Origin of the sequence: Trichococcus pasteurii (genome assembly GCF_900112935.1) — a bacterium.
GTDB lineage: Bacteria > Bacillota > Bacilli > Lactobacillales > Aerococcaceae > Trichococcus > Trichococcus pasteurii.
Genome location: NZ_FONM01000002.1, coordinates 227,722 through 251,523, shown reverse-complemented (window position 1 = coordinate 251,523; position 23,802 = coordinate 227,722). Strand labels below are relative to the sequence as shown.

The following is a 23,802-nucleotide window of genomic DNA, read 5'->3' as shown; positions in this document are numbered from 1 at the left end:
CCGATTTTCAGGATGTAATTGTAAGATTTAAAGACAAACCGGGTCAGGCAGAATTGCATGCATTTAAGGGACTGGGTGGCGATGTCAGTAATGTTTTCACCATTATTCCTGCGATTTCCGGAAGACTTCCGGCGAAAGCCATCGAAGCCCTGAAAAATAATCCTCAAGTGGAAGTAGTCGAATTTGATTATTCCGTGCGGGCACTTGAATATTCGGCAGAAAACGAGCTTGGAAATAGTTGGGGTGTGGATCATATCAATGCCGATGCCGCTCTTGCAGCCGGGTATTCTGGCGAAGGGGTCAAGGTTGCCGTCTTGGACTCCGGAGTGAATTTCAATCACTTTGACCTTCGGGATAACTTTGACTTATCCCTAAATGAATTAGGCTACGATTTTGTTTCGGATGACTTCCTCCCCGAGGATGTTTATGGGCATGGTACCCATGTAGCAGGAATACTTGCTGCAGCGAGCAACGGATTTGGGGTTGTCGGCGTTGCACCAAACGCACAGATAGTGGCACTCAGAGTTCTGGATGAAAATGGGGAAGGTACCGCAAGCAGGATCATTGAAGCACTGCAATGGATTCAGAATTATAATGCCGCGCATCCCGATTCACCGATACGCATCACAAATAACAGTTATGGCACCGGATCCAATTCGTCACAGCTTGAGGCAGCTTTTGATGTGTTGGCCAGCTCCGGGGTTCTGCACATAGGCTCTGCAGGCAACGACGGGAGTGCTGCGGGCAACGGCAATAATGTCAGTTATCCTGCAAGATATGAATCGGTAGTAGCAGTTGCGGCCCTCGACAAAAACAATCTGCGGGCCAGTTTTTCCAGTACGGGCGCGGATGTTGAAATAGCTGCGCCTGGGGTAGCCGTGCTGTCGACATGGAAAGACAGCACCAACTTTGCAGGCCCACAGCCGTTTTCGTTCGCAGGTTACGCAGGCGAGTACTTCATAGAAGCAAACGGAACATCAATGGCTGCACCTCATGTCGCTGGTGTCGCAGCTTTGCTGATGGCATCTGATCCGAGCTATACCGCGGAGACAGTCCGCAACAAAATGAATCAGACAGCCTTGGATTTGGGGACTTCTGGTAAGGATAACCTATATGGTTACGGATTGGTGGACGCTTCCTTAGCGCTCGGGATCGGCTCAATTGCAAATCATCCCCCTGTCGCGTATAACCAGGCGGTTCACACAACGCAAAACACCTCAGTGGCTATCACGCTCATCGCTGCAGATCCAGACGGGGATCAACTGACCTATACGATTGCATCAGCTCCGGCAAACGGGATTGTGAGTGGGACAGGAGCAGATATCACTTATACACCGAACGCCGACTTCACAAGCGCTGATACCTTTACGTATGAAGTGAAAGACAGCGCAGGATTGACTGCCACTGCTACGGTGACCGTAAATGTTGCACCTACAGTTACGCCTACAAGGACAGTTGATTTGGTTGTCGAGATGAGCGCTGTAACCAGAAAAATAAACAAAATAAATTATGCATGGGCGACAGCCAAAGTGAAGGTCATGGAAGCCGGTGCCCAAGTAGCCGATGCAACTGTAACAGGCCACTGGGAAGATGCAACAACAGGTCTCAATTATGGTAACACCGGAAAAAGCGGGACGGTATCATTCACATCCGAAAAATTGATCCAGTCGACTGAACAACAAACTTTCACATTTGTTGTCGATAGTGTGGTTATAGGAGATGTCAACTATACGCTTAACGGCCAGACGACAAATTCGATAATGAAATGATATAACATCCAGCCATCCTTGATGGGGAATAGCTGGACATTCATGGCAACAAAGCTAATCAAAAGACTTGAACCTTTACTTGCAGAGGATTCAAGTCTTTTTTGCTTCGTTCAGCCAACTCACTTTACCCAAAAAGATGACCAAAGTAGCATTTGGCTGTTCGGTAAAACCTATCACCTGTGTTCGTTTCTGCGTAATATTCATTTATTGGCAGTCATGATACCATATGTGAATAGAAACTCAATGTAAAAAATACGACAGAAAATTGCTGGTTTAATCATCTTTTTACAGAAATAATGTCTTGGTATATTGAAACAATCAAACAGTAAAAGCTGACAAAGGCGCTAAAGTAATCGTAGCTTCCTGAACCTATCGGGAATTATTTTTATTTGTGAGGCGATGATCAGAAACTGTAAAAAAAGCAAGAAAGGATTGGAGGTAAACAATGGACTTGGATTTTATAAGAAAGGCTATCCCCATGTATCAGGAAGCGGCTTTCCTTGTGTTGCGCCTTGGTGGAATCGGGATCATCTTTGCCTTTATCATCGGTCTGATCATCAGCATCGTGCGCTATTATAAACTGCCTGTGTTGTCGCAGGTTTTTGAAGGATACATCGAATTATCACGCAACACCCCATTGATGATCCAGTTGTTTGTTCTGTATTTTGGCTTGCCGCAAGTGGGTATCCATTTAAGCGCTGAAGTCTGCGGCATATTGGGGTTGACCTTTTTGGGAGGCAGCTATTTCGCGGAAGCGATAAGGGGCGGTTTGGAATCCGTCCCGAATATACAGATGGAATCAGCGTCCAGTCTGGGATTGTCAAACACGCAAACTTTCCTGTACGTTATTTTCCCGCAGGCAATCGCAAATTCCTTTCCCAGTATTGGCGCGAACATCATTTTTTTACTGAAAGAAACTTCTGTTTTTAGCGCAATCGCATTATCTGACCTGGTTTTTGTCGCGAAAGATATCATGGGATTGTATTACAAGACCAATGAAGCGCTATTCTTGATGGTCACAACCTATCTGGTGTTTTTATTGCCGATATCCCTTTTGATCCATTTCATCGAAAGGAGGTTGCGTTTTGCAGGATTCGGGAATTAACATTTTATTTGAAGGTCAAAATCTGCAACGTATCTTGGACGGCCTAGAACAAACCATTTTTATCGCAATCCTATCAGTCGTGCTTTCATTCATACTGGGACTTTTGGTCGGAATGCTCATGACAAGCAGAAATATTGTTGTTCGATTCGTCACAAGGTTCTATCTCGAAGTCGTCCGGATTGTCCCCGTATTGGTGATGCTTTACATTCTTTATTTTGGAATCACCCGTTGGACAGGAATCCATATTGATAATCGGGTGATTGCCATTTTCGTATTTACCTTTTGGGGTACGGCTGAAATGGCAGACATCGTCAGAGCATCCGTCACTTCCATACCCAAAATCCAATGGGAAAGCGGCCAGGCATTGGGATTGTCTGCAGGGCAACTCTATGTGTATGTCATTATTCCCCAGACAGTCCGGCGCATCATTCCGCCGGCCATCAATTTGGCTACAAGGATGGTGAAGACCACGGCTCTGTTGCCGCTTATTGGGATTATCGAAGTCATCAAAGTCGGACAGCAAGTGATCGAAGTATCCGTTAAGGACTACCCGAGTGCTTCCTTCTGGATCTATGGCTTGATTTTCTTGCTGTACTTCATCGTCTGTTATCCGTTATCGAAATTATCCAAAAAACTTGAATCGAAATGGCAAGAATGAGGAGGGGTGAAAAACCTTGGAAAGCCCAATATTAACATTGAAGCATGTAAATAAATATTACGGGGAAACTCAGGCCTTGGCTGATATCCAGTTGGATGTCGCCAAAGGGGAAGTTGTTACCATCATCGGCCAATCAGGCTGCGGCAAATCTACTGCCTTACGCTGCATCAATGGTCTGGAGGAAATCCAATCAGGCAGCATCCTGCTGGATGGAAAAGAAATAGCCGCAGCAGGGACGAATTGGAAAGAAGTCAGACAGAAAATCGGGATGGTCTTTCAAAAGTATGATCTGTTTCCGCACATGACGGTTCTTGACAATGTCCTGTTGGCGCCTTTGAAAGTCCAAAAGCGCAAGAAGGATGAGGCGGCCGAAGAAGCCATTGCGTTACTGAAACGAGTCGGCCTTGAAGATAAAGCGCACAGTTTCCCACGGCAATTGTCCGGCGGGCAGCAACAACGTGTTGCAATCGTGCGCGCGTTGATGACGCACCCGGAAATCATGCTCTTCGATGAAGTGACGGCAGCGCTCGATCCGGAGATGATCAGGGAAGTGCTGAATGTCATCCTCGATCTGGCCAAAGATGGCATGACGATGCTGATCGTCACCCATGAAATGGCTTTTGCGGAGGCAGTGAGCGACAAAATCGTCTTTATGGAAAAAGGGAACATCGTTGAAATTTCAGACGATCCGAAAGCATTTTTCAAACAGCCCCAATCGCAAAGGGCTAACGAATTCATCAACACATTCAGGTTTCAATAGAAAGACAATATAGATAAGAAAAAACATTGGAGGAATGAAGAATGAAAAACAAATTTATCAAATCATTGGCCATATTATCAGTGACAGTGGGTCTAGCGGCTTGCGGCGCTGGCGCAACAAGCGATTCTTCAGAAGGCTCCGTTGCCAATATTGAAGATAAAACGACAGTGGACACAATCAAAGAAAATGACGTAATCCGCATCGGCGTTTTCGGCGACAAACCGCCGTTCAGTTATGTGGATGCGAACGGAGATAACCAAGGCTTCGACGTTGAAATTTCCAAACAAATAGCAGAAGATCTGCTGGGTGACTCTTCAAAAATCGAATGGGTCATCACAGAAGCGGCAAACCGCGTGGAATATCTGGAAACGGGGAAGGTTGACCTGATGATGGCCAATTTCACCGTCACTCCTGAACGTGCCGAAGTAGTGGATTTCGCCAATCCGTACATGAAAGTATCCATCGGGATCGTTTCCCCTGAAGGCGACGTCATTACCGATGTTTCCCAATTGGAAGGAAAACAATTGATCGTCAACAAAGGAACAACTGCTGAAGCTTACTTCAGAGAAAACTACCCTGACATCGAGCTGTTGGTCTATGAACAAAACACAGAAACATTCCAAGCCTTGTTGGATGGCCGGGGCGCCGCTTTGGCACACGATAATACTTTGATCTTCGGATGGATCAAAGAAAATCCTGGCTTTGTGGCAGGAGTTGAAGCAATAGGAAACGAAGATACCATCGCACCCGCAGTAGCAAAAGGCGACACCGCATTGTTGGAATGGGTGAATGAAGAAATTGATACGTTGAATGAAACCGGCTTTATCGCAGAGGCATACAAAAAGACATTGGCGCCAGCATTCAGTTCCGATATTGATCCTGCATCCGTCCTGATAAATCAATAAGTTTAAGAATTTTCGTAGCAGTGGGATTCTTTCTTTTGGACAACGTAAAAACCTAGTTTGGATTCTACTTGGCGGTTATCGTCATCGGATTACTCATGATGTCGTCGGCCGCTATCTGGGCTGCATCGATCGGCTTAAGCACCGCGATCACAAGCGCAATTGTTCCTTCTTTTATCCAAAATTATGGTTGGGAAAAAGGGTTCTTATTATTGGGCGGCATGTACGCTGTTGCTTTGTTCTTGGGAGCGTTCCTGTTGATCGAAAAGCCCGCTGATGTAGGCATGTTGCCTTATGGCGTGACGGAAGATTCGCTTGCAGCTGTAGCAGAACAAGCAACGAATGATTCTTCGACAGTTGTCACCAACCATAAAAACACGGATATGACCTATGCGCAAGCATTGCGTTCGCCAGTATTCTACTTATTGGCCTTGTCATTCGTGTGTTTCGCAATGATTTCCACATTCACCCAACAAATTCCGATCTTCTTTACGACAAAAGGTGCGACTGATGTTCAAGCAGGAATGGTTTTGTCGATCGCGGCCATCGTCATGATCGCTTCAAAAATCATCATGGGCATCGCCAGTGACAAGCTGGGTGCAACAAAAGCTTTCTACATCTTCACGACAATCTACATCCTTGCATTCTGCATCTTTGCCGCAACGGATAACATCACTATCTTAACCGGAGCAGCGATGATTTATGCAGTCAGCACAGGTGTCCCTGCTGTAATGAACCAACTAGTGACGTTTGAGGTTTTAGGGAAAAAGGAATTCACCGCTATTTGGGGCATCTTATCGACAGCAAGTAGCCTGGGTTTAGCTTTAGGCGGCCCGCTGCTTGGTTACTTCTATGATGCAACCGGCAGCTACAACATGACAATCATCGTCAGCATCGTCTTCATGGTTGTGTGCTTAGCATCGTTCTTCTTCGCTGTAACGTTAAGACAAGGCGAACTCAGAAAGGCTTAACAGATGATTAATAATCAAAAATTGTTATCTGAACGAGAATTTAATAAGCTGCTCTCTTGATTTGGAGTATCTTTTTTGTTGTGTAAATCAAAATATAAAACGCGGAAATCCTCATTTTTTGGGATTTCCGCGTTTTTCCATTATCTAGTATTTAACCTTTTTTATTCACTAGGTCCACGGCTATATTATCCAGTTGCCTTTTAATATTCTCCCATTCACTATTTAAATTCAATGTCTTAACGCTGATATGGTTTCCTCCCATTATGTAGTCATTATCAGGGGTTATTTCTTCAGCAGTCTGTGCATAGAGCAGCATCCCGCTCACATTGCCAGTATTGTCTTTATCTTTGTTCTTTACATAAGTGAAGATTTGATAAAGGTTACCAGAAATTAGCGTGGTGCTATCAAATAGTGTATGTGTCTGCATCGATCGTTGATAGTATTTTGTATCTATTATCAGTGTTCTCACGCCATAGGTGAGCGTAATATCAGATTTCATTGCAGGCAGAAACATTTTGTTCCCATCACCTCCTATATTCCAGTCGATATAGGAAGCTTTTGCCCTGAGTTCAGGATATTCTTTTTTGTAATATTCAAGAACGAATTTTTCGTACAGACGGTACATCTGCTGATCATCAAGGAACTGCAGTAGTTTGTACTGACCATTTTCGGTTGAAAGCAGCATGCCTTGGATTAGCAATTGACAAATATTAATAAGCATCTTATAAGAAGGGCTGTTCCTTGGATAGTTAACAGTGTTCCAACTAATGTGCATTGGATCAACAGCCGTAACATTTTGGAAATACAAAAGTAGCTTGAGTAGAAGCTTCTTGTTTTTCGGGCTAACATTACCATGACGAAGTAACAGCATCATAGTGGCTTTCAAGATTTGATTGAGTTTAGTATCCTCTGAAAAAAGATCGTAATGACAAACCATTTTTCTGTTCATCATCGTTTGTTGTTTTATGGATTCAGTAATATCAATTTTACCTTTGAGTCGTCCGGTATCTTCCGAGTAGGCAAGATAGTCACGGTGTAATCCTCGTTTTATCTGAATAGAGGTGCCTCTGATTAAAATAGCTGACAAAAGGTCATGGATGTTATTGAAGGATTCCAAATCGATATTTTTATATGGGCCTGCATTCAAATTCTGATAAGCATAAGACAACATATAGTAAATATTCTTGATTTTGATTTGATCAGCCATGAATTGCACCCTGCAAATTTAATGTCCATTGTTCAACCTTAAAAGGTTCATCAAACCAATATTCTTTGATAAGTGGAATGAACTCATATTCCACTAAATCTGACAACCAAGCATCATCTACGACCTCACCCGTACAAAAATAGCTGTGACCAATTCGGAAACCACTACCTAGGGAGGCATCTTCAGAAATGATTTTGTTTAACGATGATACGGTCTCAATCAATTTATCAAATTTGTTGTTGGCAATGGTAGACTGATATGTTTTAAAACCTTCCGTCTCAAACGCTGGTTCAAATTCAAAAAATGCAAAACGACGGCGTAATGCATAATCTATCATAGCCAAACTACGATCTGCCGTATTCATCATGCCGATAATGTATACATTTTCTGGAACAGAGAATTGCTCATCCGAATAAAGCAAGCGAACCTCTTTGCCGCGTTTGTCATTTTCAATCAACATCAGTAATTCCCCGAATATTTTGCTGAGATTTCCGCGGTTGATTTCGTCAATGATGAAAAAGTACTCTCTATCATCAGGTTCCGCTTCTTTGCAGAAATCGTAAAATGGCCCATATGACAAAGTAAACCCACTATTGTTATTGTTAGGGCGGTAACCCATGATGAAATCCTCATAACTGTAGCTTTGGTGGAACTGTACAATTATGACACGACTGGAATCTTTTTCTCCCATAATAGAGTGTGCTAACCGTTCCGCTGCATAGGTTTTTCCGACTCCAGGAGCCCCCTGTAGGATGATGTTTTTCTTTTTGCGTAGGAGATTCTTTAATGTCGTGTAACGTTCCTCACTCATGAATACGTCATCCAAAAATTCATCCTCAGAATAACTGTCATATTCGGCAGGGGAATCTTTTGGTTCATAGCCTTCAGAGATTAGATTTTCCATGTTTTGATGATACTCGTTAAAAGGTGTGATGTCAGTTAGTGTTTTCATAGCGTTTTGACTTTCGGATTCCCATTCGCCTTTATGGGTCCAATTTACTTTGCGTGTGTGACGATAGCTTTCTCTAGAAGGATCAAATATATATTCAGAGGTTACGATACCACGGCCAATAAGTTTATACATGCCTAATTTGGCAAATACGATATCGCCAGGCTTCAGTTCATTGGCAAACTGCCAAGTGGCATGCCCAGCATTTTTATAAGAACTCACATCACCATAAAGCGATTTCATTTCTTCTTTCATGGCTTGTTTGGAAGAATAAAGCGATAAGTCACCTAAATCATCCCAACCAATCCCCATGATCCCTTTCTCATAAAATTCCTCCCACATATAGGAACCTTCACCAGGAGCATACATCCAGTAACGTCTTTTTTCCACAGGGGTCGATAAAGTATTATCCGATGGGCTTGCAGGAAGTCTCTGGTAGCTGCCGTTAATCATGCTTTCAATCACTTCATATTGTTCCTTTAGTACAAGGAAGTTTGTAGCACCCGGATAAGTTAATATTTCTAATTTTTTGGTGCGCTCGTCAGCAAGTAACTCTTTTCTGAGAATAATGGAAGCTGTCAATTTTTTTTCGAATTTTATATCCACAGCCAAGTGAGGGGCTTGATTCAGAAAATCATCGTGAGCATAGGGATCATTTTGAACTGGCTCCCTCATTTCAGGATCACATAGTATTTTGCCGGTGGCAATGATACCACCCTCAGAGCCGGAAATCCAAATATAGGCTTTGTCTCCGGCTTTTATTTGCTTAGGATACTGATTGACGGACCAAGTGATTGTGGCAAGGTCATTGACTGCATCAACAACATTATAATACTTAGGGTTACCTTGAAAAATCCAACAAGAGGGTTCATAAAGTTCCTTTAAAAATTTAGAATACATTGTCATCGCATTAGAATACGATTTTTTACCAGCAGCATCTACTTCATTGAAGTTATCTGTACTGGTAATGATTTTGTATGCTGCTTCAAAATCTTCTGGGAAAGTGTAGAAGAACAAATCTGACTCTACAAGATCACCTAGCTCAAGTTTTTGGGTGGTATTTTTTAACATGTTTGTATATGTTGTAATGGTATTGGCTGAATAAGCTTCGTTGTTGGATTTTTTTTGCTTGTGCATCCATTTTTTGAAGTCTGATTTTAAGTAGGTATTGTTTAGGGCTTTACCACTCCATTCTTGTGCAAGGAGAGGATATTTTTCATCCAAGAATTTTTTTAGATGTTTCATAGCTTCTTGGTAGTTATTGGCCCGCTCATCAGCATGGTCCGATTTTTTTTCTTGGCGAAGAAAGTCGCTAATCTTATCACGCGCTTCCAACATCGATACATCGTCTATGAAGCAAGACCAGAAATCTATTCCGATATTATTGTTTAGAGCATAAAATGAATCGGATGCGTATGTTGCAATAGTAGGCTCGCTCCATCCTAGGTTAGTGGAACTAAGATATTCTTTGTATTCGCGACGCAATTTTTCAATTTGCCGTATAGATATTGTTTCATCCATTTGTATCTCTCCCCAAATCATTTTTATGTTAAGAATTTTTAATTTATATTGCATTATTATTTTAGCATACTTATATGAGCTACGAATGATTTGTACCGAGGAATAATAGGGACACTAGGGAGGAAATGTATTGTGAAATATCGTTAATATTCTTGGAATATCTTCAGAGAAGTAGGTTGGCATAATTTCACTTCAAAATACTGACTATTCCGATATAAATTTATGATTAAAAAATGATTAAATAAACATAGATAAATTGCATGTTGGTTGTTATAATTGGGATGTATAAATCAAAATATTACTATTAAATTGGAGGATTGAAAATTACTGAGGACTTTCCTGAAATCCACTGGACGATTTTTACACGGAAGAAGGATGAACTACGGTGAAAAAGCGATTTTTTACGATGCTGCGTGTGTAGAGGTCTATAATAGTGGCTGCATATTGAAGTCGTCCTTGTAAGAAAAAGTAATTTGTGTCAACGGAAGAAAAGTATATCTTCCGCTTGTGTACTTCATTAATGTATATCCAAATAATATCAAAAAGGAGCACGGGAGAATGAAAGATGACAAAATGAAAATTGAGCAAAGATTGCAGAGCATGAAAAAGTTTTACATTAAAGCAGGTGAAATGATCGATGGGTTACCTGATGCAATTCCTGAAAAAACAAGAGAAATGCTCAAGGATAACATTCTTGGTGACAAAGATCTCAAAAAGTTGATGGACGGCATAGACTCTCACAGACCTCCAAGAATTTTCTTGATAGGAAGAACTGGCGTAGGTAAAAGCAGTTTAATTAATGCTTTGTGTGGTGCGTATACAGCTATTGTTAGTGATACTAAAAGCTGTACGGAAAGTGCTCAGGTGTATGAATGCAAAGATAAAGACAGAGTTCTAATGGAAATTCTGGATACAAGAGGAATTGCTGAGTCTGAAATGCTAGACGACACAATTTCTGCAGAAGAGATGTTAATTAACCAAATCAATGAATTCTCTCCAGATGTCGCAATTTTGATGTTAAATTGTACTCATCGTGATGATGTAAATTCAGATGTTGAATTCCTCAAAAAAGTTTCCAAAACATATGCAGAGATAAATAAATTGAGACTTCCGATTGTCGTAGTAGTAAATAAGTGCGATGAAATGGCTCCAACTCGGTACAAAAATCCAAAAGAATATCCTGAGATTAAAGTTAATAAAATTGACGAAGTAGTTCAATACTACAAAGGCATAATAGTGAGGAATGGTTTAAAGATAGATAATATCATTGCGGTTTCTTCATTGATAGATTGGCAGACCCCGGATGGAATGGAAGTTGATGTCGAAAGCATTGTAAATCTTCCTAAAAACGATATTGATAATTTACAAATAAACTTTGATGGCAGATATAGGATCGAGGAATTACTTGATGCATTGGAAGAAGCTATCCTAGATTTTGAGGCGCAAATGGGATTGAGGATGGCTTCACGACTAAAAGAAGTAGTAGACAGACTCGTAAAACATCTGATCAATTTATTTTCCGGAATATCTGCAACAGTCGCACTGACACCAATACCGGTTTCAGATATTTATATTCTGCTCATAATTCAGTCAGTTTTGGTTTCCCTAATAGCTTCATTAAGTGGAAGAGATATTTCACTTGAAACTGCTAAAGAATTTATTCTCAGTATGGGTGGAATTGCGGGAGCTGGGTACGTATTCAAGCTTGTAGCGCAACAGGCATCAAAATTTCTAAACTTCGTATGGCCGACGTCTGGTTCAATAATAAGTTCTGGTATAGCTGCAACTGGTACTTCTGCAATAGGAAAGGCTGCTAGTTCATACTTCATAGATGATTTGCCAATAGGTGAAGCAAAAAAGAAATTTGAAGAAGCAAAGAAAGAAAATGATGAAACTTCAGTCAATTATAATAACATCTAAGTCAAAAAGTTCTGCTGATCGTAATGGTCAGCAGGATTACTTGTTTTATGAGGGTTATCCTTCAATCTCAATACCAACACCGGACTTGAATTCCACGGTGAATTTTCCCACGTGATGCGAGGATAGAAGCTATTCTCGATCGGATGAAAAACAACATTCTGGAATCGGTATTGACAGTTATGGGCGACGTAACTTAAGTAATGAGATAAAATACCGTAGTGAAATATGTTACGCACATGAATATCATAAGTAAATGAGTTTTTTGAAACATATCGGGACAAAAAAGGTTTATCAGAATAATTTAAGAGCTATCAAAAGATGTATTCTTTGGTGGAATATATCTTTTTTTGTAAAAAATGTTGTAGGGAATAGTTACATGAATACGAAAAAGTCCACTTTTCACGTTAAAAATCATGATATAATAAAATTATAAATAAATTAGACAATTAGGGGAATAAACATTGAATACTATTGATATAAAGAGAATTAAGGATAAATTATGGGAAACTGCGGTGGATATGCGTGCAAATTCTCACTTAAGTGCACATGATTATGCTGAACCCATCCTGGGATTAATTTTTTTGAAGTTTGCTGACGCTAAATATGCAAAATTTGAGATGGAAATTAATAAAGAATACGAAGTGCGCAAAGATGGTCGTCGTGCCTATGCTGAAATATTTGAAATAGCAATTGAAAAAGCAGGAATCTATGTTCCTGAAAAAGCACGGTATTCATATTTGCTAAATCTTCCCGAAAAAGAGGATATTGTAGCCAAGGCAATATCCTATGCAATGGAAGAAATCGAAAAATATGCTCCTTTTATTAAAGATACCTTACCTAAAGAAAAATATAGTGATATACCTGCTGCAAATTTAAAAATTCTATTAAAAAATTTCCAAGACATTCCAACCGATGGAAAATTTGATATCTTTGGTGAAATATATGAATTTTTCCTAGGAGAATTTGCGATGGCAGAAGGACAAGGTGGGGGAGTATTCTATACACCAGCTTCGGTAGTTCAATATATGGTTGAAGTAATTCAACCAACTGCTGGGAAAATTTTAGATCCTGCTTGTGGATCGGGGGGGATGTTTGTTCAATCGGCCCATTATGCAGCTAAGCATGGGTTTGATCCAGATAATCTTCGCGCTTATGGCGTTGAGAAAGAGCCTTCAACAGTTAAATTAGCGAAGTTGAATTTACTTTTACATAATATGCGAGGAGAAATTGTCCAAGCAAATTCATTTTATGAAGATCCATATGATAGCTATGGAGAATTTGATTATGTTTTAGCAAATCCACCCTTTAACGTAAAAGGAGTTGAATATGATCGTGTATCCAATCAAAAGCGATTCAATGAATTCGGAGTACCGCGAAATTCAACTTCAAGTACGGAAATAGAAAAAGTACCAAATGCAAATTATCTTTGGATTAATCAATTTATAACGGCTTTGAAGGATAATGGAAAAGCAGCTTTAGTTATGCCGAATGGGGCCTCAACAGCTAATGATGGTGGACAAAAAGAAATTCGTAAACGACTAATTGAAAGCGGGTATGTTTCTCAAATTGTCATTCTTCCATCAAACATGTTCAATACAGTAACCCTACCAGCTACGTTATGGTTTTTTGACAAAACCAAAAAAAATGACGAAATTCTTTTTATCAATTCTAATAAGAAAGAATTATACACCCAAGTTGATCGTGCTCACCGCAAGTTTGACGAAGCTCATATTCAAAACTTAGCTTTAATAACTCGATTGTATCAAAGAAATTCCGAGGCATATAAAGAGTTGATTGATCAGTATATAGACAAAATGGCTGAATCAGAAGATAAGGGGTACTGGCAATCTAAACTCGACTGGGTTCAAGAAAAATTTCCGAATGGTGAATATCTGGACATCGACGGATTATGCCGAGTAGTGAAAATTACCGGTGAAAGTAGTATTGAATCAAAAGACTGGAGTTTATCACCAGGAATGTATGCGGGTGCTGAGCAAGAATTAGAAGATAGTGAACCATTTGAAGAAAAGATGGAACGCCTAACCGCTGAATTGAAAGAACAATTTGCAGAATCTATTCAACTTCAAGAAGAAATTAGAGGAATTCTTGGAGGGCTCGGATATGAAATATAGGCTTTTGGACATATGCGAATTTGTATCTGATAAAGTTGATGTATATGATAATATAACTACAAATAATTACATTAGCACAGAAAATATGATTGCAAACAAATCTGGAGTTACTGTCTCCGAAAAGCTTCCATCTATTAAAAGAGTCAACTCTTTCCAACATAAAGATGTTTTAATTTCAAATATTCGTCCATATTTTCAAAAAATTTGGTTTTCTGATAAGAAGGGTGGTTGTTCGGCAGACGTCCTAGTGTTACGAGCAAAGAATTTGGTAGTACCAGAATTTTTATATTGTACTCTTGCAACAAATGGATTCTTTAATTACATGACGGCCACTGCTAAAGGAACTAAGATGCCACGTGGGGATAAGCAAGCTATTCAGAATTATGAAATTGATTTACCAAGTATAGAAGTGCAGACTAAGATTGCTCATATTATATTTCAGATTAATAGTAAAATTAATGTGAATGGTAAAATAAATGATAATTTAGTGCAACAGGCGAAAGCATTGTATGATTCAATGTTTGTAAGAAATGCCGATGGTTTATGGCCGGTTGGTATTCTCGCAGATATTGCAAACATCACGATGGGACAATCTCCAAGTGGGACAAGCTATAACGAAGACGGAAATGGCGAAGTTTTCTTTCAGGGGCGCGGTGAATTTGGAGACCGATTCCCAACACGAAGACTGTATACTACCGAACCGACGCGAATGGCCGAACGAGGTGATGTTCTTATGAGTGTTCGGGCTCCTGTGGGTGATCTCAATGTCGCATACGAGCGTTGCTGTATCGGTCGTGGGCTCGGTGCCATTCATAGCAAAGATGGTGCACAGTCATTTTTGCTATATACCATGTTCTCACTTCACAATCAATTGAATGTTTACAATGGCGAAGGGACTGTATTCGGTTCGATAAACCGCGATGCCTTAAATTCTATGTCAATAACAATTCCACATAAGGAAAGCATCCAGCAATTTGAAAAGGTTGTTAAGCCAATGGATGCAGTTATTGAAAGCAACTATTCAGAAAATATCCGCTTACAGTCAATTCGTGATGCCTTGATGTCAAAACTTATATCTGGTGAAATTGATGTCTCCGATGTCAATCTTTAAGAAGCTAAATTATCATTTATTATTTGATATAATGCATCATAAACGGGTGGGATACACAATGACAAATGAGGATTTCAAAATATTAGTAAAACAAAAGGCAAATGGAATATTTAATAATTGCGACTTGAGTAAGTTTATGAAATGTGTTGAGGAAAGTCTTATGGGACTGTCTGTAATCAAAACCGAAGAAACTACACACAATAAAGAAAATGAATTTTTCATAGCTAGTTTTCTTTCATCAAAACGAGTCGAGGGTTGTTCAGAGAAAACCATTTCATATTATCAAGGGACCATTAATAAAACTTTGGATACAATTAAGCGGTTGGTAAAAGATATTTCTACAGAAGATTTACGTAATTATTTATCAAATTACCAAGAGAAAAATAATTCAAGTAAGGTAACAATTGATAATATAAGAAGAATATTATCTAGTTTTTTCTCTTGGCTAGAAGATGAGGACTACATCGTTAAAAGCCCTGTTCGTCGCATCCGGAAAGTGAAAACAGCAAAATTGATAAAAGAAACTTTCAGTGATGAACAAGTGGAATTGTTACGAGACTGCTGCGAAAACAAAAGAGATTTAGCTCTAGTTGATTTTTTTGCTTCGACAGGAGTACGTGTGGGAGAATTGGTGGGGTTGAAAAAAAGTGATATTGATTTTCACAATCGTTCTTGTGTTGTTCTTGGAAAAGGAAATGCGGAACGTGAGGTGTACTTCGATGCTCGCGCTAAAATTCATCTTAGTGAATATTTAAATCAGAGGGTGGATGAGAATGAGTCGCTATTTGTATCACTTAAGTATCCTCATAGATCCTTAGGAATTGGTGGTGTTGAAGACGTGCTTAAACGACTAGGAGATAAAGTGAAAATAAATAAAGTGCATCCTCACAAATTTAGACGTACATTGGCAACTATGGCGATTGATAAGGGAATGCCAATTGAACAAGTACAAAAGCTTCTTGGTCATGTGCGTATAGATACAACAATGCACTATGCAATGGTGAGTCAATCAAATGTGAGAATGGCTCACAGAAAATATATCGGTTAGAAAGTGGTGGGTTTGTGCTAAAAAAGGTGAGTGAAATTGCAATTTTAAATAAAGAGAGCTACAAAAAAGCCGAAATGATAGGTGCATACCGGTATTTAGATACTGCAAGTCTCACAGAAAATTTTATTGCTAAATACATTGATTTGAATGGAAAGGAAAATAATATTCCTAGTCGTGCAAGAAGAAAAGTCGAACCTAATGATATTCTCGTCTCGACTGTTCGGCCAACTCAAAAACATTTTGGAATAATAGAGCAACCAGTACAAAATTTGGTTGCATCAACCGGGTTTGTAACGATTACTCCTAATAGTCAATTGGTTAATCCCTATTATCTGTATATCTTATTAACACAGGAGAAAGTGACGAATTACTTACAAGTTATCGCTGAAAATAGTACTTCAGCTTACCCATCTATAAAACCAAGTGTAATTGCAGATTTAGAGTTTAAATTTCCAGAGAGGGACATTCAAGATAAAATTGCTAATTTGTATAAAGCCATTGAGGGGAAAATAAAGGTTAATCAACAGATAAATGATAATTTAGCGGCTTAATATTCGATTCCTGGCATGCCAATCTCACCGGAAATTAGTTTAGGTAACAGGGTATCGCGGAATTCAGCGAGTTTTTTATTCTCAACAGTATTGCCACGGATTTGTGCATATATAGGTGCGGTGGTACTTTCAAAGAATGAAAGTGTTTTAGCATCAGGTACACTAACCAACATTGCATTCAGTATGTCTGTTGTCATGCTTGGAACTGCCGATCCAGCATTCATAGCACCAAGGTCTTTATTACTAATAAAATGATAGACGAATTTGGCAACATTCTCCATCTTCATTTCGGTATAAAACATCGTATCTACTGACCAAAATGGTTCATTCACATAAATCACATTGTTGAGGGTTCCTTTTCGTGGTATCAATACAGATTCTTGCGTGTATAGAGGACGTTCAACGTACCTCATGATACCGCCAGAGCCATAAACTGGAATATTGCCATCTATAAGCTTTTTATGGTCTTTTCCATACTTAACAGTTATTAAATCTCTCAGTTGCCCCTTTTCCCAGCTTGGGTTAGCATTAACTATGAAGGTGGATGCGTATATTACTTGCGCCTGCTGTGCTAAATTATCATTTATTTCATTACTCATACGATTAAATTACCAAAACCCGAACTTCAGATTAAACAGCATGCAAACATCAGAGGTATAGTCAACCGGAAATAATAAAAAGGAGTGAATATTTTATGGTGGATATAGTTACAGAAGATAGCTTAGAAGTAAGGGCAATGGAGGAGTTTAAATCTCTTGGCTATAATTTAATTGATGCTTATACACCCAATAGAGAGGACCTAAAAGATTCAACTGGAAGAACAAATAAAGATCAGGTAGTACTGTCACAAGTGTTAATTCAGTCTCTAAAAGAAATTAATCCTCAAATTCCGGAAGAAATCATCCATGATGAAGCTAAAGCTATTATTGAGGACGCTTCTTTAAACTCAAAATTATTGAAAGATAAAAACTATGAAAGATACCAAGATATATTAAACGGAATTAAGGTAAAGTTTAGAAGAGAGAGTAAGGAAACGATTGAATATTTGAATTTGATTGATTATGAGAATCCAAAGAATAATACTTTTACTGTTGCTAGACAAGTTTGGATTGATGGTGAGTATGGTTACCGTCGACCAGATATCTTGGTATATATTAATGGGTTACCTTTAGTATGGATTGAATTGAAGAAACCAAGTGAAAATGTACAATTAGGATATACGTACAACCTGATTAATCAAAAACATGATATTCCTCAGCTATTTTTCTTTAATCAACTATGTATAATTTCAAACGGGCACCAAACTAAAGCTGGAAGCTATAATTCAAGCTTTTCCCATTACTTTGAATGGTTGAAGGTGAATAATGAGGAAGAGAAAATTGATCGAAAAATGATTGATAATAATGAGATTTCCTTACAATATTTGATTAAAGGATTAATGCCTAAAGAAAAAATAATAGATTACATTGAAAATTTTATTCTTTATTTGAATAAAGATACTAAGATTGTCGCTAAAAGCCATCAATTTATTGGTGTGAATAATGCGATTGATTCATTCAAAAATCGAGATGGTAAAAATGGTAAACTTGGTGTTTTCTGGCATACGCAAGGAAGTGGTAAAAGCTTCTCAATGGTTATGTATGTGCGTAAAATACGTCGTAAGTACTCTGGTAATTATACTTTTTTGATGATAACGGATCGCGACGATTTGAATACTCAGTTGCTTAAGAACTTTGTTCGGACAGGGGTTATTCAAGATTCAGATGCTGTGAAAGCAAAAAGTGGGAGTCATCTCCGTGAAATGTTACAGAGTAATACATCAATGATTTTCACTTTGATACATAAGTTCCGTTCTGATTATGACTCAAAATTTCCATTACTATCAACTCGTGAAGATATCATTGTAATTGTGGATGAAGCTCATAGAACCCAGTATAAAGAATTAGCAGAAAATATGCGCACAGGGCTTCCTAATGCACAATATGTCGCATTTACAGGCACACCGTTACTTGGATCTAAACGCCTAACCAATCAGTTCTTTGGAGATTATGTTAGCGAATACAATTTTGCGGATTCCATCAAAGATGGGGCAACCGTGCCATTGTATTACTCTAAAAAAGTACCTACAGTGGAATTAAACAATGATTTACTGAATGATGACTTTTTATCAATTATTGAAAATGAAAACTTAACTGACGAAGAACAAAATACGTTGGAAAGTCGTTATAGGAATTCATTGGATGTCCTAAAACGTGATAGCAGAGTTGATGAAGTGGCCGAATATGTAGTAAAACATTTTCCTAAAAGAGGTTTTTTAGGGAAAGGTATGGTAATTTCTGTTGATAAGTTTGCTACTGTTATGATGTATGAAAAAGTCCAAAAACATTGGAAGAAGCGATTACTAGAACTGAATACAGAGATTACAAAAGCTGAGTCCAATGAAGTAAAAGCTGGCCTCCTTTCTGAACGTAGATTTATGAACAGCGTTGAAATGGCAGTAATTGTAAGTGAAGAGAATGGTGAAGAAGAAAAATTCGAACGAGTTGGTTTGGATATTGTTCAGCATCGTAAGCGCATGAACCTTATAGATAATGAGGGAAGAGATATTGAAGATCAATTTAAAGATCCAGATCATCCACTACAATTAGTGTTTGTTACAGCGATGTGGCTTACGGGATTTGATGCTCCATCCGTTTCAACTCTATATCTTGATAAACCTATGAAAGGACACACTTTGATGCAAGCAATTGCTCGGGCAAATCGTGTGTATTCAGATGAGAAGCGTGGTGAGAAGCTTAATGGACTTATTGTTGATCACGTTAATATTTTCCACTATATGAAAGATGCGCTGAATGATTACGCAACTCCGAGTGGCAGTGGTGATGAATTTGAAATGCCTGTTAAAGAGGTTGAAGCATTGATAGAATTATTATGTACAACCCAACATGAAGCGGTAGATTTTTGTTTGAGTCTAGGGATCGACATTCAGACTATTGTGGATGTGCAAGATGTTTTTGATAAAACAGCAAGGATCAATGCTGCTGTAAATGCTATTTTAGCAACAGATGAAACGAAAGCACAATTCACTATTTACGCAAATTTACTTAAAAATGTATATGATGCATCCAGGCCAGAGATTTTTGATTATCATTGGGAAAATAAATATTATAAGCTTATTCGTTATATCGCTTCAATGATGAGAAACTTAGTCAGAAGTGAAAAAATCGACGATGCCCAAATCAAAGTGGAAGAGTTGTTAGATACAAGCGTAAAATCAGAACATTTAAAATTTTCAATAATAGCAGATTTGGAAGAGAATGACAAAGTGATTTCATTATCAGATTTGGATGTTGAGAGGGTTATTAACAAGATTCGAACGTCACAGTATATGAATATTGATATCGCTGAGTTAAGAGGATTTATCGAGCAAAAACTTGCTAAAATGCTAGAAAAGAATGAGACTCGCATGTCATTTGCCCAACGATACGAGAAGCTTGTCCAAGGTTATAATGCAGGTGCAACATCAAATGAGAACTACTTTGAAGAATTGAAAAAATTCATAAAAGATCTTCAAGATGAGGATAAACGCGCTGCTAAGGAGAATTTATCAGAAGAAGAATTGGTACTATTTGATTTGTTAATGAAAGAAACACTGACTAAAGAAGAAGAAAAAAAAGTTAAATCTGCAGCAAGTCAATTATACAATTCCTTGACGATGGACAATGTACATTTATTAAGCGTGGATTGGTTTAAAGATGAACAGCCTAAGCAGCGAGTCAAAAACAAGATTGAGGAAATATTAGATAAAAAGTTGCCAAAATCCTATGATAAACAGGTCTTTAAACAAAAATCAGAGATCGTATTTAACTTCATAGTGAATCGGGCGATGTATGGACGAGGATACGTAGAAGCATATAGGACCGACCGTGTTGCAGAATAAAATTTCGAATCCATGGTTATCTCTTGCGATGTCTACAATAATATACGTTGTAATTGACAAAAGCCTTTTTTATATTCAGTATTTTAAGGGAACTTAAGTCATCAGGTTCACGGCTACAACACTAAGATGACTTAAAATATTTTTACCTTATCTGTTTAAATTCAATGTCTTAACGCCAATGTTGGTATCTCCCAAAATATAGTCATTATTCCGGGTAATATTTTCAGAAGTTTTCGCATACAGTAGCATAGTACTCACGATTCCCGTATTGCCTTTAGATTTCTTATTTACACATGCGAAGAACAAAGATAAAGATTGCCAAGTGAGATAATTTGAGTAGTTAAATTAATCTAATACATAATGATTGGAGAATAAGTATGAGCGATTTGCAGTCACTGTCGGAATTGTATCAAAATAAATTGTTTCGTATCCCAGATTATCAAAGGGGATATGCTTGGAAGCAGGAGCAGCTTGTGGATTTCTGGGATGATATCTTGAATCTGCAGAAAGACAGGTATCATTATACTGGATTATTATCATTGAAAGCTGTCGCAAAAACTGAATCAAAGAGCTGGAACAACGATACATGGTTACTTGATTCTGGTTATAAAGCGTTTCATGTAGTTGACGGACAGCAGCGACTTACAACTTTTTCCATTTTGGTAAATGAGATTGTCGCTTTTCTCGAAGGGTTAAAGTGTAATGAAGGTAAGACGGATGAGGAAATCGTTCTTTGTTATCAGACTTTGAAGGCTATCCGTTCGAAGTACATTTCACAGAAACGGCCACCGCAAAACCTAATTACAACCTACCTTTTTGGGTATGAGAGTGATAACCCTAGTGCAGATTATCTTACCTACAAAATATTTGAAGAGCCGTTCAGTGGGACAGTGAATGAAACCTATTACACAAAAAACCTGAAGTATGCAAAAGAGTTCTTTCGGGATTGTTTGGAAAAACTGTATGTCTCCGATGGAATTGATGGTATAGAGGGTATTTTTCGTAAAATTACGCTCCAACTCATGTTTAATATCCATGAGATTGAAGATGAGTATGATGTTTTTGTGGCTTTTGAAACAATGAACAATCGTGGTAAAAAACTGACTAATCTCGAACTTTTGAAGAATCGGCTGATTTATCTGACAACACTTTATGATAGTGATAAATTGGATGCAATGGACAAAGCTGAATTACGCAAACAGATTAATGAGGCCTGGAAAGAGGTATACTACCAACTTGGTCGAAATCAGAATTCACCGCTATCCGACGATGAGTTCTTAAGGGCACATTGGATTATGTATTTCCAATATTCTCGCAAAAAAGGTGATGATTACATCAAGTTTCTCCTCAATAAGTTTTCAGCAAAGAACGTTTTTGCGAAGCAGATTGTTGCTATTGAAGAGGAAACAGCAGAAATTATTGATTTGGATATTGAAGAAAACGATGAGGTTCTACAATCTACTGAGTCTGAGATAATAACCGCCATCAGTAAATTAGAGCCTGAGGAAATAGCAGCCTACGTTAATAGCTTGAAAAGCGTAGCAAAATACTGGTTCTACACGTTCTTTCCTGAACAGAGTGATATGACACACGAAGAGAAAGTTTGGATCGAACGCCTAAATCGTATAGGAATTGGCTATTTCAGACCACTTGTCGCAGCAGCATTAACTCCAGATGCAAATACCACACCAGAAGAACGTATCGAGTTCTTCCGAGCTGTTGAACGTTTTATTTTCTTGTCATTCAGAATGGCAGCGTCACAGTCAAGTTATCAAAGCAGCGAATATTATCGCAAGACTCGTGATGTTTATACCGGCAAATTATTCTTAAGCGAAGTCACCGCATCCTTGATCACCACTGCCACAAATGACATGGATAACTCTATTAATAGTTTTATTACGAGGACGGATAGACGTTTTTCAAATGGTGGAGGATTCTATGATTGGCGCGATCTGCGCTATTTACTCTTTGAATACGAATATAAGAAGGCTGAGGAAACAGGGATAGAAAAACTTGGGTGGACACCATTTACGAAAGTTGAAAAAGATAAGGTATCGATTGAACATATCCTTCCTCAGACACCAACAAAATTGTACTGGAGAAATCATTTCAGACAGTACACAGAAGATGAAATAAAAATTCTTTCTGGTTCACTAGGTAACTTATTGCCGTTGTCGCAAAGTGTGAACTCTGCTTTGCAAAATGACGGCTTTATAGAGAAAAAATCCTCGAAGAACATTGGTCGACGGGGTTATGAGGATGGGTCACACTCAGAGATAGAAGTATCCAGGCAAACTGATTGGGATGCCCAGCGTATACTTAAACGTGGTATTAAGCTTCTTAAGTTCATTGAAAATCGTTGGAACATCCAATTTAAAGATGAAGCACAGATGATTGAACTGTTGCACATATCCTTTGTCAATGATGGTCGAGCTGACGTGCCGGAAATACCGGAGCCAGAAATTGAAGAGACAATCGTCCAACCTACAGATACAACAAGCGGATTTTCTGATCTAAAACAATTGAGATTGCATTTTTGGACAAATTTTGTCCAGTACTGTCGGAACAATGGGAGGGGAGAGGATATCGCATCTCGAAAACCGTCATATGTCAATTGGTATGATGTTTCGGTCGATAGCCCAAATTATTATATTTTCTTTCAGCTTTACAGAGAGAAAATACTTCGTATAGGAATTTTTGTTAATCGACAAGAGTATTTTTCCAAACTAGAATCGAATAAGGCTGAGATAGAAAACATATTTGGTTTTCCTCTGGAATGGTACACTAGCAGAGAAAAGAGCATCGCAAAAAGAATCCTCTTTTCCGAAGAAAAGGACATCCATAATCCTGAACTGTATCAGGAGCACTTCGACTGGTTAATCAGCCACTTCGATAAGCTAAAAGATGCTCTGGATGAAGTAGAATAAAAAAGTTTATTAAAGTATAAAAAACGAAACTTTACAAATGTGTGTGGGAACGATTTTAGATTGCATTATGACTTTGAAACTGGACACCGAGAATGTCGTAACTTTATTGGAGCATTACCCGGATGAAGTTAAAGGGTTCTAGAATTTCTGTATAAATCTCGTAAAAACTTTAGTAGGATGTATTACGGACATGTATATCGCAAGACCAGTCATTATTTGAAAAACATTAAAAAAGTGGAAATCCAGACTTTATGGATTCCCACTTTTTTATTTACCCTAAATCCCAATGTTTCACCATCCCCTTATGGTAAAATATCCATATTGACATACA

The 23,802-nt window shown here is 38.6% G+C and carries 15 protein-coding genes and 2 pseudogenes; 13 read left to right on the top strand and 4 right to left on the bottom strand.

What is annotated here, in order from left to right; translation table 11 throughout:
- Nucleotides 1-53 precede the first annotated feature (53 nt).
- The 6 genes from BM184_RS03475 (at nt 54) to BM184_RS03450 (ending at nt 6,165) form a co-directional block, all read left to right on the top strand.
- On the top strand, nt 54-1,769 hold the full coding sequence (locus BM184_RS03475; protein WP_177208522.1) for a S8 family peptidase: 1,716 nt from the start codon (nt 54-56) through the stop codon (nt 1,767-1,769).
- Nucleotides 1,770-2,214: 445 nt separating this feature from the next.
- Complete coding sequence (locus BM184_RS03470) at nt 2,215-2,874, top strand: amino acid ABC transporter permease (RefSeq protein WP_086941466.1); 660 nt, start codon at nt 2,215-2,217, stop codon at nt 2,872-2,874.
- Nucleotides 2,855-3,532, top strand: coding sequence for an amino acid ABC transporter permease (locus BM184_RS03465; RefSeq protein WP_086941465.1), 678 nt, complete (start codon nt 2,855-2,857; stop codon nt 3,530-3,532). Before BM184_RS03470 ends, BM184_RS03465 begins: the two co-directional genes overlap by 20 nt.
- 16 nt (nt 3,533-3,548) lie before the next feature.
- Complete coding sequence (locus tag BM184_RS03460) at nt 3,549-4,292, top strand: amino acid ABC transporter ATP-binding protein (protein WP_086941464.1); 744 nt, start codon at nt 3,549-3,551, stop codon at nt 4,290-4,292.
- Between the two features lie 41 nt (nt 4,293-4,333).
- On the top strand, nt 4,334-5,197 hold the full coding sequence (locus BM184_RS03455) for a cysteine ABC transporter substrate-binding protein (protein WP_086941463.1): 864 nt from the start codon (nt 4,334-4,336) through the stop codon (nt 5,195-5,197).
- 68 nt (nt 5,198-5,265) lie between these two features.
- Nucleotides 5,266-6,165: an MFS transporter gene (locus BM184_RS03450; RefSeq protein ID WP_093365047.1), complete on the top strand. Its 900-nt coding sequence runs from the start codon at nt 5,266-5,268 to the stop codon at nt 6,163-6,165.
- Nucleotides 6,166-6,316: 151 nt separating this feature from the next.
- Here the strand turns inward: BM184_RS03450 and mcrC are convergent, their stop codons facing one another.
- From mcrC to BM184_RS15685, 3 genes and pseudogenes are all read right to left on the bottom strand, one after another.
- Nucleotides 6,317-7,372: a 5-methylcytosine-specific restriction endonuclease system specificity protein McrC gene (gene mcrC / locus BM184_RS03445; RefSeq protein ID WP_086941461.1), complete on the bottom strand. Its 1,056-nt coding sequence runs from the start codon at nt 7,370-7,372 to the stop codon at nt 6,317-6,319.
- Nucleotides 7,365-8,222: pseudogene (locus BM184_RS15675) on the bottom strand (AAA family ATPase); the annotation flags it as partial. The pseudogene BM184_RS15675 and the gene mcrC, both read right to left, overlap by 8 nt.
- 561 nt (nt 8,223-8,783) lie before the next feature.
- Nucleotides 8,784-9,659, bottom strand: a pseudogene (locus BM184_RS15685) (EVE domain-containing protein); the annotation flags it as partial.
- Nucleotides 9,660-10,400: 741 nt separating this feature from the next.
- Here BM184_RS15685 and BM184_RS03435 point away from each other — a divergent pair.
- The 5 genes from BM184_RS03435 to BM184_RS03415 all read left to right on the top strand — a co-directional run bounded on the left by BM184_RS03435 (nt 10,401) and on the right by BM184_RS03415 (nt 16,604).
- Nucleotides 10,401-11,762, top strand: coding sequence for a GTPase family protein (locus tag BM184_RS03435; protein WP_086941459.1), 1,362 nt, complete (start codon nt 10,401-10,403; stop codon nt 11,760-11,762).
- A gap of 461 nt (nt 11,763-12,223) precedes the next feature.
- Nucleotides 12,224-13,894 carry a class I SAM-dependent DNA methyltransferase gene (locus BM184_RS03430; RefSeq protein ID WP_086941458.1) on the top strand — a complete coding sequence of 557 codons (1,671 nt, stop codon included), beginning with the start codon at nt 12,224-12,226 and terminating at the stop codon, nt 13,892-13,894.
- The gene (locus BM184_RS15485) at nt 13,884-15,005 is read left to right on the top strand and encodes a restriction endonuclease subunit S (RefSeq protein ID WP_086941457.1); all 1,122 of its coding nucleotides are present in this window, start codon (nt 13,884-13,886) and stop codon (nt 15,003-15,005) included. The genes BM184_RS03430 and BM184_RS15485 overlap by 11 nt, the downstream gene beginning before the upstream one ends.
- Nucleotides 15,006-15,063: 58 nt before the next feature.
- Nucleotides 15,064-16,053, top strand: a complete 990-nt coding sequence (xerA, locus tag BM184_RS03420) for a site-specific tyrosine recombinase/integron integrase (protein ID WP_425445334.1) — start codon at nt 15,064-15,066, stop codon at nt 16,051-16,053.
- Nucleotides 16,054-16,067: 14 nt separating this feature from the next.
- Nucleotides 16,068-16,604 carry a restriction endonuclease subunit S gene (locus BM184_RS03415; protein ID WP_086941456.1) on the top strand — a complete coding sequence of 179 codons (537 nt, stop codon included), beginning with the start codon at nt 16,068-16,070 and terminating at the stop codon, nt 16,602-16,604.
- Here BM184_RS03415 and BM184_RS03410 read toward each other — a convergent pair.
- Nucleotides 16,601-17,203 (bottom strand): restriction endonuclease subunit S, encoded by a 603-nt coding sequence (locus BM184_RS03410; protein WP_086941455.1) that lies wholly within the window; start codon nt 17,201-17,203, stop codon nt 16,601-16,603. The two genes, BM184_RS03415 and BM184_RS03410, sit on opposite strands and share 4 nt — an antisense overlap.
- Before the next feature lie 95 nt (nt 17,204-17,298).
- On the opposite strand from BM184_RS03410, the gene BM184_RS03405 reads away from it, so the two are divergent.
- Together BM184_RS03405 and BM184_RS03400 are read left to right on the top strand one after the other, a co-directional pair.
- Nucleotides 17,299-20,544, top strand: a complete 3,246-nt coding sequence (locus BM184_RS03405) for a type I restriction endonuclease subunit R (RefSeq protein ID WP_086941454.1) — start codon at nt 17,299-17,301, stop codon at nt 20,542-20,544.
- Nucleotides 20,545-20,921: 377 nt separating this feature from the next.
- Nucleotides 20,922-23,471 (top strand): DUF4268 domain-containing protein, encoded by a 2,550-nt coding sequence (locus BM184_RS03400; protein ID WP_086941453.1) that lies wholly within the window; start codon nt 20,922-20,924, stop codon nt 23,469-23,471.
- Nucleotides 23,472-23,802: the final 331 nt, after the last annotated feature.